Origin of the sequence: Pseudomonas sp. NBRC 111133, assembly GCF_001320605.1 — a bacterium.
Taxonomy (GTDB): Bacteria; Pseudomonadota; Gammaproteobacteria; order Pseudomonadales; family Pseudomonadaceae; genus Aquipseudomonas; species Aquipseudomonas monteilii.
The window spans coordinates 75,099-97,257 of sequence record NZ_BCBJ01000065.1 but is presented as its reverse complement, the minus strand read 5'-3'; the positions used below and the strand labels follow the sequence as shown (position 1 = coordinate 97,257).

General features: G+C 58.9%; 20 protein-coding genes and 2 tRNA genes. 5 read left to right on the top strand and 17 right to left on the bottom strand.

The annotated features are described in order from the left end of the window. A partial coding sequence (locus APH36_RS32325; protein ID WP_218187326.1) for a hypothetical protein occupies positions 1-183 on the top strand: 183 nt, incomplete at its 5' end. 210 nt (positions 184-393) lie between these two features. On the opposite strand, the gene APH36_RS14340 is transcribed toward APH36_RS32325, so the two are convergent. From APH36_RS14340 to APH36_RS14310, 6 genes are all read right to left on the bottom strand, one after another. Beyond that, positions 394-2,067 (bottom strand): hypothetical protein, encoded by a 1,674-nt coding sequence (locus tag APH36_RS14340; RefSeq protein WP_156342151.1) that lies wholly within the window; start codon positions 2,065-2,067, stop codon positions 394-396. 590 nt (positions 2,068-2,657) lie between these two features. Beyond that, positions 2,658-2,945: a hypothetical protein gene (locus APH36_RS14330; RefSeq protein ID WP_060499166.1), complete on the bottom strand. Its 288-nt coding sequence runs from the start codon at positions 2,943-2,945 to the stop codon at positions 2,658-2,660. Next, the gene (locus tag APH36_RS14325; protein WP_060499170.1) at positions 2,942-3,922 is read right to left on the bottom strand and encodes an integrase domain-containing protein; all 981 of its coding nucleotides are present in this window, start codon (positions 3,920-3,922) and stop codon (positions 2,942-2,944) included. The genes APH36_RS14330 and APH36_RS14325 overlap by 4 nt, the downstream gene beginning before the upstream one ends. A 928-nt stretch (positions 3,923-4,850) precedes the next feature. Then, the gene (locus tag APH36_RS14320) at positions 4,851-6,170 is read right to left on the bottom strand and encodes an integrase arm-type DNA-binding domain-containing protein (protein WP_060499165.1); all 1,320 of its coding nucleotides are present in this window, start codon (positions 6,168-6,170) and stop codon (positions 4,851-4,853) included. A gap of 163 nt (positions 6,171-6,333) precedes the next feature. Continuing rightward, positions 6,334-6,409, bottom strand: a tRNA-Thr gene (locus APH36_RS14315). A 98-nt stretch (positions 6,410-6,507) separates the two neighbouring features. After that, positions 6,508-6,756 carry a hypothetical protein gene (locus APH36_RS14310; RefSeq protein WP_016714488.1) on the bottom strand — a complete coding sequence of 83 codons (249 nt, stop codon included), beginning with the start codon at positions 6,754-6,756 and terminating at the stop codon, positions 6,508-6,510. Between the two features lie 498 nt (positions 6,757-7,254). Between APH36_RS14310 and APH36_RS14305 the strand changes: the two genes are divergently transcribed. Further along, positions 7,255-7,545 carry a DUF3077 domain-containing protein gene (locus tag APH36_RS14305; protein ID WP_060499164.1) on the top strand — a complete coding sequence of 97 codons (291 nt, stop codon included), beginning with the start codon at positions 7,255-7,257 and terminating at the stop codon, positions 7,543-7,545. 292 nt (positions 7,546-7,837) lie between these two features. On the opposite strand, the gene APH36_RS14300 is transcribed toward APH36_RS14305, so the two are convergent. From APH36_RS14300 to APH36_RS14280, 5 genes are all read right to left on the bottom strand, one after another. Continuing rightward, positions 7,838-9,043, bottom strand: coding sequence for a methyltransferase (locus APH36_RS14300; protein ID WP_060499163.1), 1,206 nt, complete (start codon positions 9,041-9,043; stop codon positions 7,838-7,840). Between the two features lie 127 nt (positions 9,044-9,170). Next, complete coding sequence (locus APH36_RS14295) at positions 9,171-9,860, bottom strand: ABC transporter permease (RefSeq protein ID WP_016497592.1); 690 nt, start codon at positions 9,858-9,860, stop codon at positions 9,171-9,173. Next, the gene (locus APH36_RS14290; protein ID WP_060499162.1) at positions 9,860-10,552 is read right to left on the bottom strand and encodes an ABC transporter permease; all 693 of its coding nucleotides are present in this window, start codon (positions 10,550-10,552) and stop codon (positions 9,860-9,862) included. Before APH36_RS14290 ends, APH36_RS14295 begins: the two co-directional genes overlap by 1 nt. Before the next feature lie 53 nt (positions 10,553-10,605). After that, complete coding sequence (locus APH36_RS14285; protein ID WP_011953233.1) at positions 10,606-11,358, bottom strand: ABC transporter substrate-binding protein; 753 nt, start codon at positions 11,356-11,358, stop codon at positions 10,606-10,608. 11 nt (positions 11,359-11,369) lie between these two features. After that, the gene (locus tag APH36_RS14280; RefSeq protein ID WP_003255746.1) at positions 11,370-12,143 is read right to left on the bottom strand and encodes an ABC transporter ATP-binding protein; all 774 of its coding nucleotides are present in this window, start codon (positions 12,141-12,143) and stop codon (positions 11,370-11,372) included. Between the two features lie 641 nt (positions 12,144-12,784). Between APH36_RS14280 and gabP the strand changes: the two genes are divergently transcribed. Next, positions 12,785-14,170 carry a GABA permease gene (gabP, locus tag APH36_RS14275; protein ID WP_060499161.1) on the top strand — a complete coding sequence of 462 codons (1,386 nt, stop codon included), beginning with the start codon at positions 12,785-12,787 and terminating at the stop codon, positions 14,168-14,170. 97 nt (positions 14,171-14,267) lie between these two features. On the opposite strand, the gene APH36_RS14270 is transcribed toward gabP, so the two are convergent. Continuing rightward, entirely contained in the window at positions 14,268-14,714 is a 447-nt protein-coding gene (locus tag APH36_RS14270; protein WP_060499160.1) for a hypothetical protein, read from the bottom strand. Between the two features lie 233 nt (positions 14,715-14,947). On the opposite strand from APH36_RS14270, the gene APH36_RS14265 reads away from it, so the two are divergent. Continuing rightward, positions 14,948-15,181 carry a hypothetical protein gene (locus APH36_RS14265; RefSeq protein ID WP_060499159.1) on the top strand — a complete coding sequence of 78 codons (234 nt, stop codon included), beginning with the start codon at positions 14,948-14,950 and terminating at the stop codon, positions 15,179-15,181. A gap of 56 nt (positions 15,182-15,237) precedes the next feature. Here APH36_RS14265 and ppk2 read toward each other — a convergent pair whose 3' ends face one another. The 5 genes from ppk2 to APH36_RS14240 all read right to left on the bottom strand — a co-directional run bounded on the left by ppk2 (position 15,238) and on the right by APH36_RS14240 (position 20,143). Then, on the bottom strand, positions 15,238-16,218 hold the full coding sequence (gene ppk2 / locus APH36_RS14260; protein WP_060499158.1) for a polyphosphate kinase 2: 981 nt from the start codon (positions 16,216-16,218) through the stop codon (positions 15,238-15,240). Between the two features lie 167 nt (positions 16,219-16,385). Further along, positions 16,386-16,461, bottom strand: a tRNA-Phe gene (locus tag APH36_RS14255). Between the two features lie 90 nt (positions 16,462-16,551). Beyond that, positions 16,552-16,824 carry an oxidative damage protection protein gene (locus APH36_RS14250; protein WP_060499157.1) on the bottom strand — a complete coding sequence of 91 codons (273 nt, stop codon included), beginning with the start codon at positions 16,822-16,824 and terminating at the stop codon, positions 16,552-16,554. Then, positions 16,821-17,888 (bottom strand): A/G-specific adenine glycosylase, encoded by a 1,068-nt coding sequence (gene mutY / locus APH36_RS14245; RefSeq protein WP_060499156.1) that lies wholly within the window; start codon positions 17,886-17,888, stop codon positions 16,821-16,823. The genes APH36_RS14250 and mutY overlap by 4 nt, the downstream gene beginning before the upstream one ends. After that, complete coding sequence (locus APH36_RS14240; protein WP_060499155.1) at positions 17,885-20,143, bottom strand: AsmA family protein; 2,259 nt, start codon at positions 20,141-20,143, stop codon at positions 17,885-17,887. The genes mutY and APH36_RS14240 overlap by 4 nt, the downstream gene beginning before the upstream one ends. A 250-nt stretch (positions 20,144-20,393) precedes the next feature. On the opposite strand from APH36_RS14240, the gene APH36_RS14235 reads away from it, so the two are divergent. Then, positions 20,394-22,055 carry an OFA family MFS transporter gene (locus APH36_RS14235; protein WP_060499154.1) on the top strand — a complete coding sequence of 554 codons (1,662 nt, stop codon included), beginning with the start codon at positions 20,394-20,396 and terminating at the stop codon, positions 22,053-22,055. Positions 22,056-22,159: the final 104 nt, after the last annotated feature.

Genomic DNA, 22,159 nt, shown 5'->3' with positions numbered 1-22,159 from the left:
ACGAAAATGTGCTCTCTTGAGATTGCCGGGGCCGCTGCGCAGACCATCGCAGGCAAGCCAGCTCCTACACCGATCGCGTCGCCTTCAAGGATTTGTGACACCGAAAACAAAAAAGGCCCACCTTTCGGTGAGCCTTTTGAGTACTGCGTATGGTGCGGCACCAAGAGTCGAAAAAGGCAGTAACTATATGATTTTATTATTTTTTTAATTGGCGCTATTCTCCCGCTATCTCTAAAACTATCCTCTGGTCTTAGTTTAATCGTTCTTAGGCTAGAGAGAAGCCTAAGCTCTACTGAGCTCCTAAATGAAGAATTTTCTGTTTTGGGGAATCAACCTCACCCCTTGCACAGGAATAAATATCCTGTGCAAGGACTCATGTTTTAGGGGCAGATACTACATGTCTGGTTTACCCATAAACAAAGCAAGAATTTTTTCCGCCAACCAATCTTCTATGAATTTGTTAACCTTTTTTACGTCTAGACCAAACACCCAGCTTGATATTCCCCATGCCAAGGTGGTTAGGAATGTAATTGATATGGTGGTTGCTGAAAGTTTAAGGTTTTCAAATAATTTCGCGTCTTGTAGAACTTGTGGGATAACGCCGGCTGGCAGTGATTGAATGCTCGCAATTATCAGGAAAGCAACAAGAGTTAGGCATATTGGAGTTGATATGCAGCGGGCGAGAAAACGGGAGATTTTCCGTATTTTAGTTTCAAGAGCTTGATGTCTTAAAACTATTGTTTCCTTTTCAGCTTGCGCGGTATCTTTAGCTTCTCGTTCAGTAGCCAATGCAGCTTGGGCGTCAACTTGTAGTCTGTGGATTTCTTCGGCTTGCTGTTGCTGTAGATCCGCAATAGCCTGTTCAGAGTCAGCGAGGTACTTTCGCTTTATTCCATCAACAATATCGAATACATCTTCTTCGGAGAATTCGTCGCCGACTTCGACGGAAGCATCTTGCACCATTCGGAGAAGATCAGCATCCCAGCGAACCAGCACAAAATCTTCCTCGGAAATGTCACCACGCCTCTTAATCGTGTCGAGGCGGTCGAGGAATGCATCCCAAAATTTGTCGTCTGTGTAAAGAAGGCTGTAGGCAGTCGCTACTACCTGGTCAGTAGCTAACTTGCCTGTCATGTCTGGGTTTTTAAGCCAGAACATGATTGTCATCCATTGTTCAGATACCACAACTGGAATGGGGCTGGAATAACCATTTTTGCTGAAAAAGCCGTTCGCGTATTTTGCTAGGCCTGTGTTCCTAGTTACGAATACAGAAAAGCTTTCACTCAATTCGCGTATGTGACGGCCTTCTCGCGTGTTGTGAACGCGCGAGATGCAGACAGTGTCATGCTCTAAGTTTTTTTCTTTTTTGAAGTTTTCGGCAATAGCTTTCTCTAGTGCATCTTCGTCGCATTGGAATCGTTCCTTTGCGGAGAATCCTAAGACTATACTAATGCCCTTGTTTTCAATGGTGCGATGGAGAGTTTTTATTTCTGTATCTAGCCGCGCTTCATCATAACCCTGCGACCTGAGTAGTTCCAAAGTCTTTGTATTAAAGCGCCTGAAAGATTTTTTTGCTATATCCGTCTTCCATGCTGATAAAAGTCGTTCGATCTCATCTAGCGTCTTGTCAAAGATACATACTTTTATCTTCAGCGAGGTCAAAAGCTCAACAAATTCTTCATTTGCTTGTTTGTTGAATGGTCCATTAAATCCTAGCAAGCCAATGATGAGCGGGGAATCTAGGTAGACTGTTATTCTTTCGAAAGTTTTCTTTTGTGTTCGCTTGTCTGCGAAGTAAAGATAGTTCGCAAGTAACATGCCTTTGACGCATCTGCCAAAATGCTCCAGCAACACAGGTTCTTTTTTGTGTATGTGGCCGATAAATGATGCAGTAATGTGGCTGGTGTTTTTTATTGAGTTTTCTAATTCTGCCTTGTTATAGGCTCTACGGCTAACAGCTGCTGAAACGTTTTCTTCGATGAACTGAAAGATCAAGCTCTCTGCTTCAGCTAACGGTAATTCTTTTTGAAAGCGTTCTTGAGTATATTCTATGAAACCTTTTTTCAAACTACCAAGCGATACTTCTAGGTCTTCTTTCTTCTTGGAGTAACCGTTGGACTACTCTTGAATTTTTTCGGCCCTAGGTATATACGCGTGATTCTCCTTGATTAGGAGATTTTTATTTTTTGCGCGGGTCATTAATACCCGGATTGCGGAGATTGGTGGGTGAAATCCAAATAGTTCACTTAGCTTCGTCTGTATATCTGCAACTTGGACCGTAGGCATTCCAAGCTCTGAGATTGTAACCGCTATAAACGGAAGGAAAAGATCAATTTCGTCGCTAAACTTTTCTGTTTTAAGAGCTTCGAGAAGTGCGAGGTTGATTAATGGACTTTCCATGTGCGCTTTATCTTATCTATGAGGCCGTATTTGGCAAATTTTAAGACTTAATTTTTGTTGGGTTTGGAGCAGCGGTGGAGGCGTATGATACTTAGAGTAATTTTTATCTTACACCAAAATGCCATCATAGACATAGGGCATTCGTTTGCGGCCATGCTGGAATGATTAAGCTCCAAGGCGTGTGAGGCTCACCGAGATTTCTCCCTATCGAGGCACCGCCTCCGCGTTTAGTCGGCCGCTGCCAATCATTATTAGCATCAGGTCTTAAGCGTGGATTGAAAATCCCATGACTTTTCTAGGCGTCGAATGAGCAGCCGGACAGTCAGTAAGTAGTAGTATCGCGTCGCCTTGCTGCGTCGTCCTAGGCACTGTTCGAGAAACCAAGCCACATGCTTTCTCCGCCAGGCCCAAGGTGTTTTTAGTTCCCAGCGCTTTGCGATCTCAGTCTGGATAAATATCGCCTGCCGTAAGTGGCGTTGCCTCGTCGCGTGCGACCCGGTCAGCATGCCAGCCAAAAACAACTCCATATCGAATGGCTTACTCATCTGCCACCTCCGATATAGGCAGCGACCACGTCGATCCGCCCGTGCCCCAGCTCAAAGCTGATTTGCCTCCGAGCCTCGCGATCAATGTTCCTATCTACCTGGCAACATTTGCCACCATTGACTGGCGCGGGGTGTTGGGTGATCTGCTCGTAGCGCTCACAGGCATACGCCGCTCGTAGCTCATGGAAGCCGTTGAGATTGTGTGCATGCAGGGTGTCCCGCGTAGGGCGGATGATTTCCTGCATGAAAGTCAGGTAGCTTTCATCTGGTGCAATCAGGTTGCGGCTGCCCGCAGGTGACACCTGCCGTGCAAACCTAAGTGCGTCTTGAACATGGTGGTCCACCGCAATCCATCGTGGCGCTGAGGCGCCAGCTCGGCCGCCTTTGGTGCCATCCTGGATGTTGATCCTGCCTAGGTCGTTAGCCTCACGGCTCAGCCGTGGCAAGTCGGCTAAGATGGCCTCACGCATGCGCATGCCGGTGGCTCGCGCCAACAGAACGATTGCAGCGGCCCTTACCTGGTGATCGCGGCAAAGCACATCGACAATCTGCTTAACCTGTTTGCGGTCTTGGCCCTGCGGCACCGAGTGTCGAACTCCGCTGCGCTGCATACCCAACGCCTTGCTCGGACTTGGCAATTTCACATACTGATCACCGCGAAGCGCCGCCATGGTCCTGTTAACGCTGGATAGCCGGTTTTGTGCGGTGCTGACGGCAAGATCACCGCGCCCAACCACTTCGCGCAGATACGCCGCATAGTCCGCCAATACCTTCCGATCAATTTCCCGCGCATCATTGATACCGGGGCCCTGTTCGGAGCGGCACCATTTGACGAATGCATGCCACCGATCACAGTGTGCCTTCACCGTGCCGTAGTGGCCGCCGCCGAACATGTCTCTCAACGCCTGCGGCCCTGCATAGCTCAGTTGCCTGCCGTAGCCGAAATTGCGGCCATCGCGTCTACCTACCAATGCCATGTCGATCACCTCATCGCCGCTTCTCCAATCCTTGCCCCACGTCATCCCGCCAAGAATGCTGAGTGTTATCAGGGATCAAGGCCCCTGCGACCTGTGGGGATGTCCTCTAGCGCGGGACTGGCGGCTCCTTACGTCCGGGAGCAAGGGCATCTCATGATCTGGCCTCCTGAGCACCGTTACCGGTGGGCGGGTGGAGGCTGCATTGGCTGACGAGACCAGTGCCGCGAGATCCTGAGCCATGTGCAAGCAGCAATGCGATGACCGGGGCGTGCCTGACTGTCAGTCAGGTGCAGTCCATTCCTTGGTCTGCGGCACCATCATCTACAGGGCTGTTGCTGGTGACATCGGCGTTTGTCACGCCGATTGTCACGAGGGGGATTGCCGCAAAGCCATGTGCGATCAGGGCTGCAGCAGTGTTAGAAGTGCCCGTCTCTTTCCAGAAGAAAGAGACGGGCACAGGTTGGCGCAGTATTCGGCCAAGTGGATAGGTTGCTGCAGGGCAGCGAGGTACGGTGTATCTGGCGCACGAGCGCTATATGTGTAAGAGCATCCATCACATGGGTAGTGACCGGTCGAGCTGCCGGATGCTAATCGCCCTTGGGAGAACCACCGCATAAAGCGGCGTGGCCTTGAAGGTTCGGGCCACCTGGGTGCTGTCATCGACAGCGCTTGCGACTCCCGGTCTACGCCTGTGGACAATATTCGTCAAGCTGCGCGATATCAGAGATTTAGCGCCTGTGGATAAAACTATCCCCCGGTGGACATCAGTGGTTTTCCACAGACGTGAGCTGTGCCAGCGGTTTTTTTCTTAGGTATGGTCCTTTCAAACGGGGCGGCTTTGCAGCCCCGTTTGAAAGGACCCGCGCGGAGGAGCCTCATGCGGTGCTGTGGGTAACTTCACAGCGAATTGAGGTGGTGGTGCGGCGGTTTACTCGGTCCTCTTGGCACTGCGAAGGCGCGTGACGTTCTCGCCCGTCTGCTTGGCAAACTCATGCGGCGTCACATGGTCCTCGCGGTTCGCCTCCAGAAACCGGCTCCACCAGGTCATGATCATCCGGCGCTCTTCGAGGAACTCGGCCTTGTGGGTATAAGCGGCCCGGACGTTGTTGCGTTCCTTGTGGCTCATCTGCCGTTCGATGGCCGTCTCTGACCACAGCCCGGACTCGACCAGCGCACTGCACGCCATGGCTCGGAATCCGTGGCCGCAGATATCCACCTTGGTGTCGTAGCCCATCGTCCTGAGCGCGGCATTCACCGTGTTCTCGGACATCGGTTTCCACGGCTTGGCATCCCCCGCGAACACCAGCTCGAACTTGCCAGTGATCGCGTGGATCTGCTCAAGCAAGGCCACTGCTTGCGGCGATAAGGGTACAACGTGGATGTCCCCGGCCATCTTTGTACCCCTTGTGGAAAACGGCACGCCGTCCAGCGCCGGCCGGGTGTCGGGGATTTCCCAGATTCCGCGCTTGAGGTCGAACTCATTCCAACGGGCGAAGCGCAGTTCACTGGAGCGTACGAATACATGCAACGACAGCATCACCGTGAGGCGCGTGAGCGGGCGACCTCTGTAGTCCTCGATGCATGCCAGTAGCTCTGGCAGCCGTGATAAGGGTAGTGCGGGTCTGTGAGTTACCCGTGGTGTCTTGATCGAGCCATCGAGGTCGTGAGCTGGGTTCGCTGTGATCAGCCGCAGCCGTTTGGCTTCACGCATGATGCTTTGCAGGTAGTTCTTGATCCTGAGCGCCACGTCGATGGTGCCGCGCTTCGTCACGGCTTCCAGTGGCTGCATGAGGTCGTGGGTGTCGAGTTCAACGATTGCCCTGGCACCGAGCAAAGGGAATACGTGAGTCTTCAACCGGCTGAGCACAGTCTTGGCATGGCCGGGCGCCCACTTCGGCACCATGCTCGCATACCAGTCGAGTGCAACGCTTTCGAAGGTGCGGCCGTTGATCACGGCTTGGGTCTTGGTTTGTTGCTTGTACTGGATGGGGTCTATGCCGTTGGCGAGCTGCTGCTTGATCTCGAAGCGCTTGCGGCGTGCGTCGCCCAGCCCGACCACCGGGTAGCTGCCGAGGGCGGTCAGGCCTTCGCGGCCATCGGGTTTCACGTACCTGAGCCGCCAGCCTTTGCGGCCGTTGGGTTGCACAAGCAGGTAAAGACCGTCGCCGTCGAAGAGCTTGTACTCGCGCTCTCTGGGCTTTGCCGTGCGACAGGCGGTGTCGGTGAGCGGGGCAGTGGTGCGGGCCATAAGGGTAGTCTCCGATATCGAAACGGACCTCTATCCTTAAAACTACCCTTATTAGTGCTGGCTACCCCCGGAATCCGACGGAACGCCAAAACGAAAAAACCCGCCAGAAGGCGGGTTTTTCGGGGGTTCCAGAGATTTTGAAAGCTTTCTATGGAACCTTGAATGGTGCCGGCACCAGGAATCGAACCCGGGACCTACTGATTACAAGTCAGTTGCTCTACCATCTGAGCTATACCGGCAATGGGGCGTCATTATAACGATCGTTTGGCGCCTGTAAACCACTTCGTTGCGAATGTTCTCAAAAGACCTAAGTCACCGGCCCAAAAGGAGAATTTTCCTACCAGCCACGGTGGATCGTGGTAACGCTTGGCTCGCTTTTGCCCGGGTTGAAGAAAAGCTTGTCGTTGTCGCAGCCGCGCTTGCGGCAAGGGCTTTCGGTACGCAGGGGCAGGCCGTTGTCGCCGCCCAGTTGCATGCCGGGGTGGTTCCAGCCCAAGTTGCTGTTGGCGTGGGGCGCGGTGCCGCTGGCGCAGCCGGTCAGGGCCAGGGCGAGGGTCAGCAGGGCGAGAGGTTTGGCTTGGGTCACGATGGTCAGGTCCGTTGGTCCACTGTCGGTACTGGCGCAACGCCAGAAGGTCGCGGGGCTGGCGGGCAGCGCGCGACGTCACTTTCTAATGATTGGGGGGCGGATGATACACCGTTGGGCGGGGTCAGCGGAGGGGCTTTAGCTTTTTGTTGCCTCGGGTGAACCCGCGAAAGGGCCATCAGCTGTACGAAAATTCTGAACTTGGGAGCTAATGGCTTCAGGGTTTGGTTGCTTCGGAACTATCCTACGCGCGCCGCCGAAGTATCGCTGTTGTCGGGGAAGTGGCTCACGGATACCGTTTTCGGGTCGCCCTGGCGACCGGGTGTGAGAACCCGATTTTGAACGTATCGGCTGCGTAATGGCGACCGTGCGCGGGCAGACCATGGTCTGGCCGGGCTTCCTATGTTCACTCGGTTTCTCACCTCGTGCACGGTTGCCGCCTTTGTTCCGTGAGAAAGAATGAACACGGCAACTCCTCTGAACTAGGGAGTTTGAAAATTGAAAATGATTGATACTGATTCCGGCAGCCCCAAGCCAATCACCACTGCTGGCGTGGAAACCTTCCTCGCAGCCGGCAACCCCTCCCTCAACCTGCTACGCGTAGAGCCCGGCGTCCCGGTCGATGCGGCCTATGAGCATGTTTCGATTCTGATGGGCTACATCAAGCACCTGGTACGTGAGGGGGATATGGAGGATGACCATAAATTCCTGGGGGCGGCTGATTACTTGTGCGATATGGCCAAAGCGCTGATGAACGATATCGAGATTGCCAAGAATAAATCGCATTGAAAATGTGAGATCGCCGGGGCCGCTTGGCGGCCCTTTCGCGACGCAAGGCCGCTCCCACAAATGACCCCGCAGACGCCTCTTGCGCAAACCACAAGAAATGTTTATGCACAAGTGGCATTGACAGCTTGCGCGAAAGGCATGCCGGATTGCTGCGCCGCCGGTCTTTGCGCAAACGCCTGTTTTTACTGGGCTTGACGCACAAGCAGGAATAAGCCGAGCGCTTGAAATAGCGTTGGGATCCAACAGGTAATCACAAGCTTGTTCACAGAGTTATCCACAGGTTGTGCTGCGGCTATCGGTCGCGTTCGGCAAGGATGAGCAGGTTGCGCGGGGTCAGCAGGTAGTCGCAGAACAAGCCGAGGCGCACCTCAAAGCCTTGTTCTTCGAGGAACAGGGCGCGATCGAGCACCAGCCACAACTCCAATGGCCGACGGAACAGGTTGCGCACGCGCTCCAGGTTGCGTACTTCGGCCAGGCGTTGCCAGCCGGCGGCTTCCAGAGCGGCCCAGTCCGGGTTGCCATTCAATGGCAGCTGCTTGAGTTCGGCCAAGTCGCGGCAGTACTGCTCGAAGGGCTTTTCCAGCCAGGCTACCGGCAGCGACGGTGTTGGCAGGTAGTCATCGCGCTGGCGCTGCTGGCGTTGCAGCAGGTCGAAGCCCAGGCGCCGGGCCATCGAGGTATCGCGTTGGCGTCGCACCCGGGCGCCAGCAGTAACGGTTTCGCTCAGGGGCAGGCCCAGATCGTCCAGCGACAGCTGCAGGCCGGACGCTAGCGCGGCTGTGGATAACGGCTGGTATTGCTGCACTGCAATGCGGTTGTAGCAGCAGGGGGCTACGGCCAATTGCCGGCAACCTTGCTGGCTGGCCAGCTGCATCAGGCGTACATGCAGGTCGCCACAGGCGTGCAGGGCAACCACGCTTTTGTCGCCAGCCAGGTGGCGGGCGCTGTCGCTGGCCATCACATCTTGATGTACGTGCTGTGCGGGTAAGTGATGATGGGTGCTCAGGCCCTGGCCGGCTGCGACCAGATCGGCATCGTATTCCAGGCAGGTCAGCTGCTGGCCGGGTTGCAACAGGCGGCGGCCGAGGTGGCCTTTGCCGGAGCACCAGTCCAGCCAGTGGCGGGGCTGGTCGTGGAAGGCCAGGTGGCTGGCGAAGGCTTCGATCTGCTGCCATTTGCGGCCGGGGACGGCGACGTCCAGGCGGTGGGCGGCGGGGGGCAGGTCGGTTGCCGGGAGGTGGCCGAGGGCGGCGAGCTGTTGGGCTTGTTGGGCCAGATGCGGGAACGGGGCCGGCAAGGCGTCAGCGGGGCATTCGGTTTCGGCGTCGGCCAGTGAGCAGTGGCGCAGGTGGTTGGCAAGCTCGGGGTGGGTGGTTTCCCAGTCCAGGCTTAGGGTGGTGAAGGGGCGGGGTTTCCACAGCTGCTGGTGCTCGATCAGGAACTCGTCGAGGGCCTGGAAGCGGGTGCTTAGGTGGTGGCTGTGGAGGTGGCTGGGCATGGGTAGATGTATGTTGGTTTTCAGGGCCTCTTCGCGGGCAAGCCCGCTCCCACAGGTATATCACAGCTCGAAAGGCCAGTGATTTACCTATGGGAGCGGGCTTGCCCGCGAAGCAGTCAGTGAGGTCTCAGCGACCCTGGCAGGCATCCACGCGCAACCAGCGCTCCAGCAGCTTGAAGCCTTGCACCAGCAGGAACGAGATCACCAGGTAGAACACACCCGCAGCAAAGAAGATCTCCACCGGCAGGTAAGTACGGGCAATGATGGTGCGGGCCATGCCGGTCAGTTCCAGCAGGGTCACGGTACTGGCCAGGGCGCTGGCCTTGAGCATCAGGATCACTTCGTTGCTGTACGCCGGCAGGCCGATGCGCGCAGCACGCGGCAGCATGATGTAGAACAGCGCCTTGCCACGCGACATGCCCAGCGCCCGTGCCGCCTCGATCTCACCTTTGGGGATCGATTGCAGCGCGCCGCGCAGGATCTCGGCGATGTAGGCGGCGGTGTGCAGGGTCATGGTCAGCACCGTGCACCAGAACGGATCGCGCAGGTACGGCCACAGCGAGCTGGAGCGCACGGCATCGAACTGCGCCAGGCCGTAGTAGACCAGGAACAGCTGCACCAGCAGCGGCGTGCCGCGGAAGAAGAAGATGTAGCTGAACGGCACGGCGCGCACGTACCAGTGGCGCGAGGAGCGGGCGATGCCCAGCGGGATGGCCAGGATCAACCCGGCAACCACCGCAATGGCCACCAGCTCCAGGGTCAGGACCGCGCCCTCGGCCAGGCGTGGCAGCCATTTGAAGATGACTTCCCAATTCATTATTCAGCCCTCGCAAAGCCGCGAGCGGCGCGTTTTTCCATGAAGTGCATACCGATCATGGCAATGACGGTCAGGCTCAGGTAGATGCAGGCCGCGACCATGTAGAAGGTGAACGGCTCCTTGGTCACGGTCACGCCGATTTGCGCGTGGCGCATGATTTCTTCCAGGCCGATCACCGACACCAGCGCGGTGTCCTTCATCAAAATCATGAACAGGTTGCCAAGGCCCGGCAGGGCGATGCGCCACATCTGCGGCAGGATGATCCGCGACAGGATGCGGCCCTTGGACAGTCCCAGTGCCAGGCCAGCTTCACGGTGGCCCTTGGGAATCGCCAGGATGGCACCACGGAACACTTCGGTGGCGTAGGCGCCGAAGCACAGGCCCAGGGCGATCACGCCTGCGGCAAAGGCACTGAGCTCAAGGCCTGGCATGTTCAGGGCCTCGCCGAGGGCGTTCATCAACCCGACGGTGCCGAAATAAATAAGCAGAACCCACAGCAGTTCGGGCACGCCGCGAACCAGGGTCGAGTAGAAACCGCCAAGCCATTGCAACGGCTTGATCGAAGAGGTTTTGGCCAGGGCGCCGAGCAGGCCCAGCACCAGCCCCAGCAGCAAGGCGCAAAGCGCCAGTTTTACGGTCATCAGGGTGCCGGCCATCATGGCCGGACCGAATCCGTGCAGGTCGATATTCATGGGCAGGTCATATTAGGGACTGGCGCGCCACGGGGCGCGCCGGTCAGGGCGGGTCATTCGATGCTGAACGGGAAGTACTTGTCGTTGATCTTCTTGTACGTGCCGTCGGCCTTGATTTCGGCCAGGGCTTTGTTCAGGTCGTCGCGCAGCTTGGTGTCACCTTTGCGCACGGCAATGCCGATCTTGTCGCTGTCCATCACCGGCTCGCCCTTGAACTCGAAGTTCGAGCCGTCTTTGCTCTTCAGCCACTCGTACTGCACGTACTTGTCGGCCAGGATGCCGTCGATGCGACCGGACACCAGGTCCAGGTAGGCGTTTTCCTGGGTGTCGTACAGTTTGATGTCGACGCCTTTGAAGTTGTCTTCCAAGTAGGTACCGGCCAGGGTGGCGCGCTGGGTGCCGATGACCTTGCCCTTCAACGACTCTTTGTCAGTCTTGAAGTCGACGTTTTTCGGCGCAATGAACTGCAGCTTGTTGGAGTAGTACGGCTCGGTGAAGTCGACGGCCTGTTTGCGCTCGTCGGTGATCGACAGCGACGACACTAGGAAGTCGAACTTCTTGGCGTTCAGGGCCGGGATGATGCCGTCCCAGTCGGAGGTGACGACCGAGCACTCGACTTTCATCTTGGCGCACAGGGCGTCGCCGATGTCTTTGTCGAAGCCGACCACGTTACCGCTGGCGTCCTTGTTGTTGAACGGTGGGTAGGCGGCTTCGATGCCCATGCGCAGTTTTTCTGCGGCCATGGCGTTTGCCGACATCACCAGCGTGGCAGCAGCTGCCAGGAGGAACTTCTTGTAAGTGTGCATGTATTGCTCCGTTAGCGGTGGCTGGACATGAATTGCTTGCAACGCGCCGAGGTCGGGTTTTCGAAGACCTGTTGCGGCGATCCCTGCTCTTCTACCAGGCCCTGGTGCAGGAAGACGACTTCACTGGACACATGGCGGGCAAAGCTCATCTCGTGCGTTACCAGCAGCATGGTACGGCCTTCTTCGGCCAGTGCGCGGATAACGTTAAGCACTTCCTGGACCATTTCCGGATCGAGTGCCGAGGTTGGCTCGTCGAACAGGATGACCTTGGGCTTCATGGCCAGGGTACGGGCAATGGCGGCGCGCTGTTGCTGGCCACCGGAAAGCTGGGCGGGGTAGCTGTGGCGTTTGTCGTAGATGCCAACCTTGTTCAGCAGCGCTTCGGCGGCTTCGATGGCCTCGGCCTTGCTTTGGCCGAGCACGCGGCGTGGCGCCTCGATGATGTTGTCGAGGATCGACATGTGCGGCCACAGGTTGAAGTTCTGGAAGACAAAGCCGATTTCGCTGCGCAGGCGGTTGATCTGGCGGTTGTCGGCTGCGATCAGGTCGCCGTTCTTGGCGGCCTTGAGCTTGAGGGCTTCGCCGGCCACCAGTATTTCGCCCTGGTGCGGGTTCTCGAGCAGGTTGATGCAGCGCAGCAGGGTGGACTTGCCGGAGCCGGACGACCCCAGGATGGAGATCACGTCACCGTCGCGAGCGGTCAGCGAAATACCCTTGAGAATTTCCTGCTCGCCGTAGCGTTTGTGCAGATTGCGGATTTCCAGCGCGGGCGTGGCCTGAGCCATGTGCGGTCCTCATGTGTTCGGGTGCGTTCCCAGCTGTTGGCGGCCTTCCTGGCGTGCGCCAAGCTAGCATAGCGGCATTATGACGGCCAACAGGGTCGCCGGGGACTGTGGGCACTGGTGGGGCAGTTTGTCGCATCGCTACAGCGTAACGTCGCGCAGATGTCCGCGAAGGTGTCGCCCAGCACCAGAGCCTTGATGAAAAAAGGCGCGATGGTGCCAGCTTTGGCCCGCTCATGGAAGCGGTTTTGGCCCATTGAAGGGGTAAACCCGACCTTTAGGTCAAACGTTTGCAGTGGGTGCAGGTTTACCCGCGAATGCGTCAGGCGCTTTTGAGGTTGTACCCATAGGTTGCACTTTTTCGCATTGCAGTGGTGCACAGGTGTTACCGTGGAGCACCTTTGGTGCGTTTGTAAGTGGGTATTTCAGTAATCCGATGATTTGGCGCCCTTTCGGTCAAGGTGTGGCTGAAAGCCCTCCAAACCTTGTCCTAAAAGGCCTGCAGAAGTTTCTGGCGAATGCATTCAGCACATGGCCTGCTTATTGCCAGTAGGAAACCGCCGATTGCAGCGACGCCTAGGTCAACCCTTGGCGCGCTCCGTACCCGCAGTCGGAGTGGTCCACTCCTTACAAAGGTAGTTTCAATGAGCGGTAACAATTCCAATGACCTCGCTCAGGGGCTCAAACAACGGCATGTCACCATGCTGTCCATCGCTGGCGTCATCGGTGCCGGCCTGTTCGTAGGCTCTGGCCACGCCATCGCAGCGGCCGGCCCGGCCGTGCTGCTGGCTTACGCTGCTGCCGGTACGCTGGTCGTGCTGGTGATGCGCATGCTGGGTGAAATGGCGGTCGCTTCGCCAGACACCGGTTCGTTCTCTACATACGCCGACCGCGCCATCGGGCGTTGGGCCGGTTTCACCATTGGCTGGCTGTACTGGTGGTTCTGGGTGCTGGTGATTCCGCTGGAGGCCAACGCTGCCGCCGCCATCCTGCACGCCTGGTTCCCTGCGGTCGACCTGTGGGCGTTCTCCCTCATCATTACCCTGGCGCTGACCCTGACCAACCTGTGCAGCGTGAAGAACTACGGCGAGTTCGAGTTCTGGTTCGCCCTGCTCAAGGTGTTGGCGATCATCGGCTTCATCGCCGTGGGTTGCGCTGCCATGTTCGGCTTCGTGCCAAGCAGCCAAGTGAGCGGTGCCAGCCACCTGTTCGATACCCAAGGCTTCATGCCCAACGGCCTGGGCGCAGTGCTGGCAGCCATGCTGACCACCATGTTCTCGTTCATGGGTACTGAAATCGTCACCATCGCTGCTGCCGAGTCGAAGGACCCGGGCAAGCAGATCAGCCGCGCCACCAACTCGGTGATCTGGCGTATCTGCCTGTTCTACCTGGTGTCGATCTTCCTGGTGGTGGCCCTGGTGCCATGGAACGACCCGGCCCTGGCCGAGACCGGTTCCTACCAGACCGTGCTGAGCCGCATCGGCGTGCCGAATGCCAAGCTGATCGTCGACATCGTCGTGCTGATTGCCGTGACCAGCTGCCTGAACTCGGCGCTGTACACCTCTTCGCGCATGCTGTTCTCGCTGAGCAAGCGTGGCGATGCCCCGGCCATTGCCCAGCGCACCACCAAGTCGGCGACCCCGCATGTGGCGGTATTGCTGTCCACTGCAGCGGCGTTCCTCTGTGTGTTCGCCAACTTCGTGGCACCGGCTCAGGTGTTCGAGTTCCTGCTGGCCAGCTCCGGCGCCATTGCGCTGCTGGTGTACCTGGTGATTGCCGTGTCGCAACTGCGCATGCGTGCCCAGCGTGAAGCCCGCGGCGAGAAGATTACCTTCAAGATGTGGCTGTTCCCGGGCCTGACCTGGGCGACCATTGCCTTCATCATTGCCATTCTGGTGGTGATGGCGCTGCGTGAGGATCACCGTGCTGAGATCATTGCGACTGCGCTGCTGAGCATTGGCGTGGTGGCGGCTGGCTTGCTGGTGCACCGCAAGCGTGAAGCTGCCGGGCGGGTAGCGCTGGACAACTGATCCGCGCTGGCTGTAACGAAAAGGCCGCGCCCTGTGAAGGGCGCGGCCTTTTTTGTTGCCTGTGCCGGCCCTTTCGCGGGCAGGTTACATGGTTCTGTCAGCCAAACTGCTTCTGCTGTTGCTGCTGCTTGGCCACCAGCTCGGAAGCGGCGATATAAGCCTCCTGGAACTCATCGCTCTCCAGCCAGGCCATGGTGGCCTCTTCATCAGCGCCGTCCAGCCATTTGCGATAGGCGTTGAACACCAGCACGATGTAGTCGGTGGCGTGTTCTTCCTTGTGCCCCTTCAGCACCAGGGCCAGCAGCGGGTCTACCAGGAACACCGAAATCATCGGTACCAGGCCGCCGCTCTCCTGGGCTTCCTTCATCTTGTTGAACATCGCGTCGTAGCTGCCCGACTCCATGGCCTTGTTGTACACCTGCTCGACGCTGGCGCTGTCACCGGCACTGGCCTTGACCGCCTGGCCGCTGCGTACCATGCGGTTCTGCTTGGCCTTGCTGGCGGCGCGCTTGGCGCGTTTCTGTTGCTTGGTAGGGGTGGCCATGGGGCAATCCTTGGGGGGGCTGAAAAGTGCGTATTGAAGCGCAATTGCCCGAGAAACCCAAGCCGTGTGCTGGCGCAGTGCAGGCTGGTGCCAGTTGATGAGGAGGCGTATCCAGATTATGCCCACAGCTTGCCCTGCGTAACCTCTCTCTCGCTGCCACCCATTTTTTGGGGGGCTCACTACGCCAAATCGGCGTTTTCAGAATGAGCACAGTTGCGCTTAAGGAGAGAACCATGAAGCATTTCTATCTTGTGACCCTGTATGGCTACGACGAAGAGGGTGACCTTTTCTATGCTACTGGCTTCGCCAAGTGCAAGCTGCAGTTGATTACAAAGGCCGACATTCTCGCAATTATGGAAAAAGCCAAAAACGACAGTGAGTTTTCGCTGAACCTGCACAGTGTTTCCTATCTGGGCCACATGACAGAGGACGCTTTCGAGCACCTTCGTTCCATGGAGGATGAATAAGGTTTGCCCGCAGCCCGTCTTCGGGCTGCGGGGTTTTTCGAGGGCAGGTTAAGTCTTCAGGCTGCCGGCTGGGTGGCTTCGTCTTCTTCAAAACCGCGCGAAGCCCGCCCGACCAGCAGTTCATCCGGTGCATGCGCCACGCTGAGGTCCTTGCCTGGATAATCCAGCGAGTGCAGAAAATGCCGGATGCAGTTGATCCGCGCACGCTTCTTGTCATCGGACTTGATCACCGTCCATGGCGCATCGGCGGTGTCGGTATGGAAGAACATCGCTTCCTTGGCGCTGGTGTAATCGTCCCACTTGTCCAGCGACTTGATGTCGATGGGCGAAAGTTTCCAGTGCTTGAGCGGGTCGTCGCGGCGAGAGATGAAGCGGCGCAGCTGCTCTTCGCGGTTTACAGAGAACCAGTACTTGAACAACAGGATGCCACTGTTGCACAGCATGCGCTCAAGGTCCGGCGCCTGGCGCATGAACTCCAGGTACTGCAGCGGTGTACAGAAATCCATCACCTTCTCGACCCCGGCGCGGTTGTACCAGGAACGGTCGAAGAACACCATTTCCCCCGCTGTGGGCAGGTGCTGGATATAGCGCTGGAAATACCACTGGCCCTGTTCCTGCTCGGAAGGCTTCTCCAGGGCAACGATGCGCGCACCGCGAGGGTTGAGGTGCTCCATGAAGCGCTTGATGGTGCCGCCCTTGCCTGCAGCATCGCGCCCTTCGAACAGGACCACGACGCGCTGGCCGGTTTCCTTCACCCAGCTCTGCACCTTCAACAACTCGATCTGCAGTTCATGCTTGGCTTTCTCGTATTCCTGGCGGCGCAAGCGGGTGCGGTATGGGTAGCTGGCCGGCAGTCGCGCACTTGTGCTGTCTTCGTTGCTGCCCCTGGGGGCAGTGGCCACTTCCAGTGCAGCAGGCTGCTGGCTGATGCTGGTAATCGTCGGCTCCGGCTTGCGCTGGCGTGGGCGGCGCGTGCGGGCCGGGGTAATAGCGGGTTCACTTGGGGCAGGGAGCAGGAGGGGGGATTCTTCGCTCATGGAGGTCCTTGTAAGTCGAGTCGGATGTCCATCCTCGATTTTGAAGGTGAGCGGATAATGGCTATTTGATGTTGGTCAATAAGAAAACTGTAGACAACAAAAAACCCGCACTGGGCGGGTTTCTTGTGTCGCTTCGGGTAACTTTGCAACCACCAGAAGCTTGAAGGTGGTGCCCAGAGACGGAGTCGAACCGCCGACACGAGGATTTTCAATCCTCTGCTCTACCGACTGAGCTATCTGGGCGACGAGGTGAATTAAATAGATTTCCGGACCGCTCGTCAACGACTTTTTGAAAAAATTTTAAATTAATTCCGTCGCTTACGATTTTTGGGGTCATTCGGCCGGTGGAACGTAGCCTTCCGCCTGCGCGTATTCTTCGCCGGCGAAAAACTTGTCCATCTCGGTCTGGAGGAATTTGCGGTCTTCGGCGTTCATCATGTTCAGGCGCTTTTCGTTGATCAGCATGGTCTGGTGCTTCTGCCAGTCGGCCCAGGCCTTCTGCGAGATGTGTTCGAAGATGTCCTGGCCCTTGGCGCCTGGGTAGGGCGGGCGTTCCAGGCCTGGCAGTTCTTCTTGGTACTTGCGGCACATCACGGTGCGGGTCATCGGGTGTCTCCTGCAATCAGTTCGTCGGCCGCGCGTTTAAGCAGCTTTTTCACCGGGGCGGCAAGGCCCAGGCGCGGCGGGGTGGCGAGGTTATACCAGAGCCAGTCGGCCTCGGCCATGTGCTGACCGACCGGGTCGACGCGCACCAGCCAAGGCTCGATGGCCAGCTGAAAGTGGCTGAAGGTGTGGGTCAGGCTGTCCATGGCGCGGCTGTCAGCCAGGCGCAGGCCATGCTGGTAGGCCAGGTCATCGAGTTGGGCGATGTCGTCCAGTTCCGGCAGGCTCCACAACCCTCCCCACAGCCCGCTGGAGGGGCGGCGGTAAAGCAGGATGGCGCCTTCGTGGTTGGCCAGCAGTGGCATTAGCGTACGCCGCTGCGGCAGTGCCTTGCGCGGCTTGGGCTCGGGGTAGCGGGTTTCTTCACCGTGCAGGTGCGCTTCGCAGCCGCGCTGCAGCGGGCAGATCAGGCAGCTGGGCTTGCTGCGCGTGCACAGCGTGGCGCCCATGTCCATCATCGCTTGGGTGTAGTGGTTGGCGCGCTGCTGCGGGGTAAAGCGCTCGGCCGTGGCCCACAGCTGGTTGGCCACCTTAGGTTCGCCGGGGTAGCCCGCCTGGGCGGTGTAGCGGGCCAGTACGCGCTTGACGTTGCCATCCAGAATCGGCGCACGAATGCCCATGCTGATGCTGGCGATGGCGCCTGCGGTGGAGCGGCCGATGCCGGGCAGCTCGGTGAGCTGCTCGACACTGCGTGGGAATTCGCCGCCATGTTGCTCGACGACGATCCTGGCGGCCTTTTGCAGGTTGCGTGCACGGGTGTAATAGCCCAGCCCCGTCCACAGGTGCAGCACTTCGTCCTCCGGCGCTTCGGCCAGGGCCTGCACGGTCGGCAGCGCCTGCATGAAGCGGTCGAAGTAGTTGAGCACGGTGCTGACCTGGGTCTGCTGCAACATGATTTCCGACACCCACACCCGGTACGGGGTGATGCCCTGTTGCCAGGGCAGGTCGTGCCGGCCGTGCTCGTCATACCAATCCAGCACAGCGCTGGAGAACTGCTCGGGGCTCATCGCTTGAACAGCCCCTTGAGCGCGTCTTTCACTTCCGGGCTCACTTTGTCTCCAAGTTTTTCATCGAGCTTTTCGTCAATCTTGTCTTTCAGGCGGTTGCCGGCCAGCTTGGCAGCGACCTTGCCCAGGCCGTTCTGGTCCAGACGGCAGGCCTTGGCACCAAGCTCCAGCGGACCACGGCAGCGCAGCGGCACTTCAACGCCAACGTAGCGTTCGTTGACCTGGCAGGCTGGGTCCGGCATGGCGCGTTGGTCGCCTTCGACGATCACGCCCACGTTGTAATCCATGCCCAGCACACGCAGGTCGAGGTCGCCGTTACCGTTCACGGTCAGGCCCGGGATGCGTGCCTTGAGGTCCGGGTTGCTGGCAACGCCATTGCGCACCACCAGGCTGCCACGCAGTTCCTGGAACGGGGTGTCCTTGCCGCGTGGCTCGCCGCTCAGGGTCTTGCGGTTGAGCGTGGCGATGGCCTGGCACAGCTGCTGTTCCAGGTTGGCGTTGACCAGCACGCCATCATTGATGGTGAAGTTGGCGCTGCCGTTGAGGGTGTCGACCAGGGCTTTCTGGCTGTTGCCGCTGGCGGTCAGGTCGCTGGTCAGGGTCAGCAGGCCTTTGACCGGTGGTGCCTGGTCCTTGCCTTCGGTCTTGATGAAGTGCTCTACCGGCACCCGCTGGATATTGGTGTTCACACCCAGTTGCGGTACGGCAGGGCGCACGTCGACCGTGCCCTTGGCTTCGAAGGTGCCGTTGTACAGCTCGCCGCGCAGGGTTTGCAGGGTCAGCAGGCCGCCTTGGCCGATGGCCTTGAGCTGGGCGTCTTCGATCGGCAGCTTGTCCACGGTCAGCGAGCCAAAGGCCAGGTCGGCTTGCAGGTCGAGGGCGCGCAGGCGGTCGACCGGCAGCAGCTTTTCGTCGCTCCAGGCCACTTGGGTCGGGGCGTTGGGCAATGGTGTGGTGCCGGCACCGGCCACGGCGCTGGCCTCTTGCTGCTTGACCTCGGCTTGGCGCGCGGCAGTGGCGCCCTTGGCCTCTTCGCTCTTGGCGGGCAGGTAGCGGTCAGCGTCGAAGGTATCGCCCTTCAGTTGCAGGCGCAGGGCCTGCTTGGCGAAGTCTTCCACGGCCACACGGCCACTGAAGGTACTGTCGTCCAGTTTCACGGCCAGGTCTTCCAGGGCCAAACTGTTTGCTGTGCCCTGCAATCGGGTCACCAGCTCCAGCTTGGCGAAGGCTGCCGGGTCGTTGGTGGCCGGCAGCGGGCGGCCAATGCTGTCGAGGAAGGTGCGCAGGTTGAACTGGGCGATGGACAGGCCGCCGCTCAGCTGTGGCACCTTGTCCAGGTCACGCAGGTTCAGCTCGCCCAGGGCTCGCAGCTGGTTGGCCGAGACTTTCAGGCCGTTCCAGGAGGCGACATTGGCAGCCAGGTCGGCCAGCAGCTGGCCTTGGGCGGCGAATGTCACGGTCTTGCCGCCGGTGGGTTCACCCGAGGTTTCGCCCGACAGGCGCATGTCTTCGAAGTTGTAGCGCTTGAGCTTGCGGTCGAAGCGCAGCTCGCCGGCCAGTTCGGTGCGGGCTTTGATGTTCGGCTCGCTGGCGCTGATGAAGGCGCTGGCCTTGAGCGGAATGTTGGCGCCTTCGTGGACCGGGCCCGTGCTTAGCTGGATGCTTTCGGCGCTATAGCTTTGGCCGGTCTTGGCATCGGTGTACTGCACGCGGGCGTTGTTGACGGTCAGGCTGTCGATGTCCAGCTTGACGGCGCGCTCGTTGCCTTCGGCAGGTGCCGGCTTCTGTTCAGCGGGTGCCTGAACGGAGGCATTGGCCTGCGCATCGGCAGGGGTGGCGTTTTGCGCGGGCAGCGGTTTGCCGATGTCTTCCCAGTTGCCGTGGCCGTGTTCGTCACGGGTCAGGGTCAGGTTCAGGCCCTCGACGCGTACGTCGCTCATCTGCACTTCGCGGCGCAGCAGCGGCAGCACACGCACGGACAGGCCGAGCATTTGCAGGTCGGCGAACGGTTCCTTGGGTTTGGCCAGGGTGGCAATGCTGGCCTCATGCAGCTCCAGGCCTAGCCACGGGAACAGGCTCCAGCCGATATCCCCGTCGAGTGTCAGTTCGACGTTAGCCTTGTCGCGCGCCAGCTGCCGAATCTCGTCTTTGTAGTCGTTGGGATCAAAGAGGTGGGTCAGGGCGAAGCCCAGCGCCACGATGATCAGCAGCAACCCGAGAAGCCCCAGTCCCAGGATTTTGCCGAACGCTTTCATGGGCGAGTCCTTGTAGTCCGTTAGTGAAATTCAGGCGGCAGAGTATAACGCCGCAGTGGATGTCCCTGCGTATTCGACCAGAGATACAGGGCATTTCTTACGCTTGCAGCAGAGGGTACGGCTTTCCACAAGCAAATATGACCGTTTCAGCCGGGCAAGAATTAACGATATCAGACTGCTTTCGCGCTACTTGGCTCTGCTACCCTTGCGCCGCTTTGCGAGCACCCTCCCCATAAAAAGGATCAGATCCATGACCAGTATCGTCGCAACCGGCTCTGTGGCCAGTGCGCCTGGCTTCCTGACGAAGGAACGCATCATCGCCCGCCCGGGCTTCAACCGCTGGCTGGTCCCGCCAGCCGCCCTGGCCATTCACCTGTGCATTGGCATGGCCTATGGTTTCTCGGTGTTCTGGTTGCCCCTTTCGCAAGCCCTCGGCATCACCGCGCCTGTCGCCTGTGCAGCGGACATGGGCTTCATGGCCCGTATGTTCAGCGCCGAATGCGACTGGCCGATCTCGATGCTGAGTTGGGTGTACACCCTGTTCTTTGTTTTCCTGGGGTGCTCGGCGGCCGTACTGGGCGGGTGGCTGGAGCACGCCGGCCCGCGCAAGGCCGGCCTGGTCTCGGCGCTGTGCTGGTGCGGCGGCATGCTGATCTCGGCCATTGGCGTGAAAACCCACCAGCTGTGGCTGATGTGGCTGGGCTCCGGTGTCATTGGCGGTATCGGCCTGGGGCTGGGCTATATCTCGCCCGTGTCGACGCTGATCAAATGGTTCCCTGACAAACGCGGCATGGCCACCGGCATGGCGATCATGGGCTTTGGCGGCGGTGCCATGGTGGGGGCACCACTGGCCACTGCGCTGATGGGGCACTTTGGCAATGAGCACGAAGTGGGCGTATGGCAGAGCTTCGTCGCCATGGCGGCGATCTACTTTGTATTCATGACCGCTGGCGCCCTGGCGTACCGCGTGCCGCCGACTGGCTGGAAGCCCGAAGGCTGGGTCGCTCCGGCCAGAAAAGCTGGCAATGCCATGGTCACCGACCGCCATGTGCACGTCAGTGTGGCCTGGAAAACCCCACAATTCGCCTTGATCTGGCTGGTGTTGTGCCTGAACGTGTCGGCCGGCATCGGCATTCTCGGCATGGCATCGCCACTCCTGCAGGAAGTGTTCGCGGGCAAATTGCTGGGCAACGAGCTGACGTTCAGTGAGCTGAATGCGGCTCAGTTGGCGCAGATTGCCGCGATTGCTGCCGGCTTTACCGGCCTGTTGAGCCTGTTCAACATCGGTGGGCGGTTCTTCTGGGCGTCGTTCTCCGACTACATCGGCCGCAAGAACACCTACTTCGCCTTCTTCGCCCTGGGTGTGGGCCTTTACAGCCTGGTGCCGAACATGGGGCACCTGGGTAACGTTGCGCTGTTCGTGGCGGCGTTCTGCATCATCCTTTCAATGTACGGCGGTGGTTTTGCCACGGTGCCGGCCTACCTGGCCGACCTGTTCGGTACGCAGATGGTCGGCGCCATTCATGGTCGCCTGCTGACCGCCTGGGCGGCGGCGGGGGTATTGGGGCCTGTGTTGATCACCTACCTGCGCGAATACCAACTGGCGGCGGGGGTTGAGCGTGCGGCGGCCTACGACATGACCCTGTACATCCTCGCCGGCCTGCTGGTACTGGGCTTTATCTGCAACATGCTGGTGCGGCCGGTGGCCGACAAGCACTTCATGAGCGATGCCGAACTGGCGGCCGAGCGAGCGTTGAGCCATGACAAAGGGGCCGACGGTGCGCGTTCGCTGGAGTGGAGAGCCGCACCGGGCAGCCTGCCGCTGGTGCTGTTGGCCTGGGCGGTGGTGGTTGTGCCGTTGGTCTGGGGGGTGTGGGTAACCTTGCAGAAAACTGCAGCGCTGTTCCACTGATCCCGGACATCGGGGTTGCAAAGCAGCCCCGATTACTTGCTTGTATAGACTTGTAACTGCATCCAGCCCCCGTAATTCCTCGTTTTGCCATATGTCATCCGCGT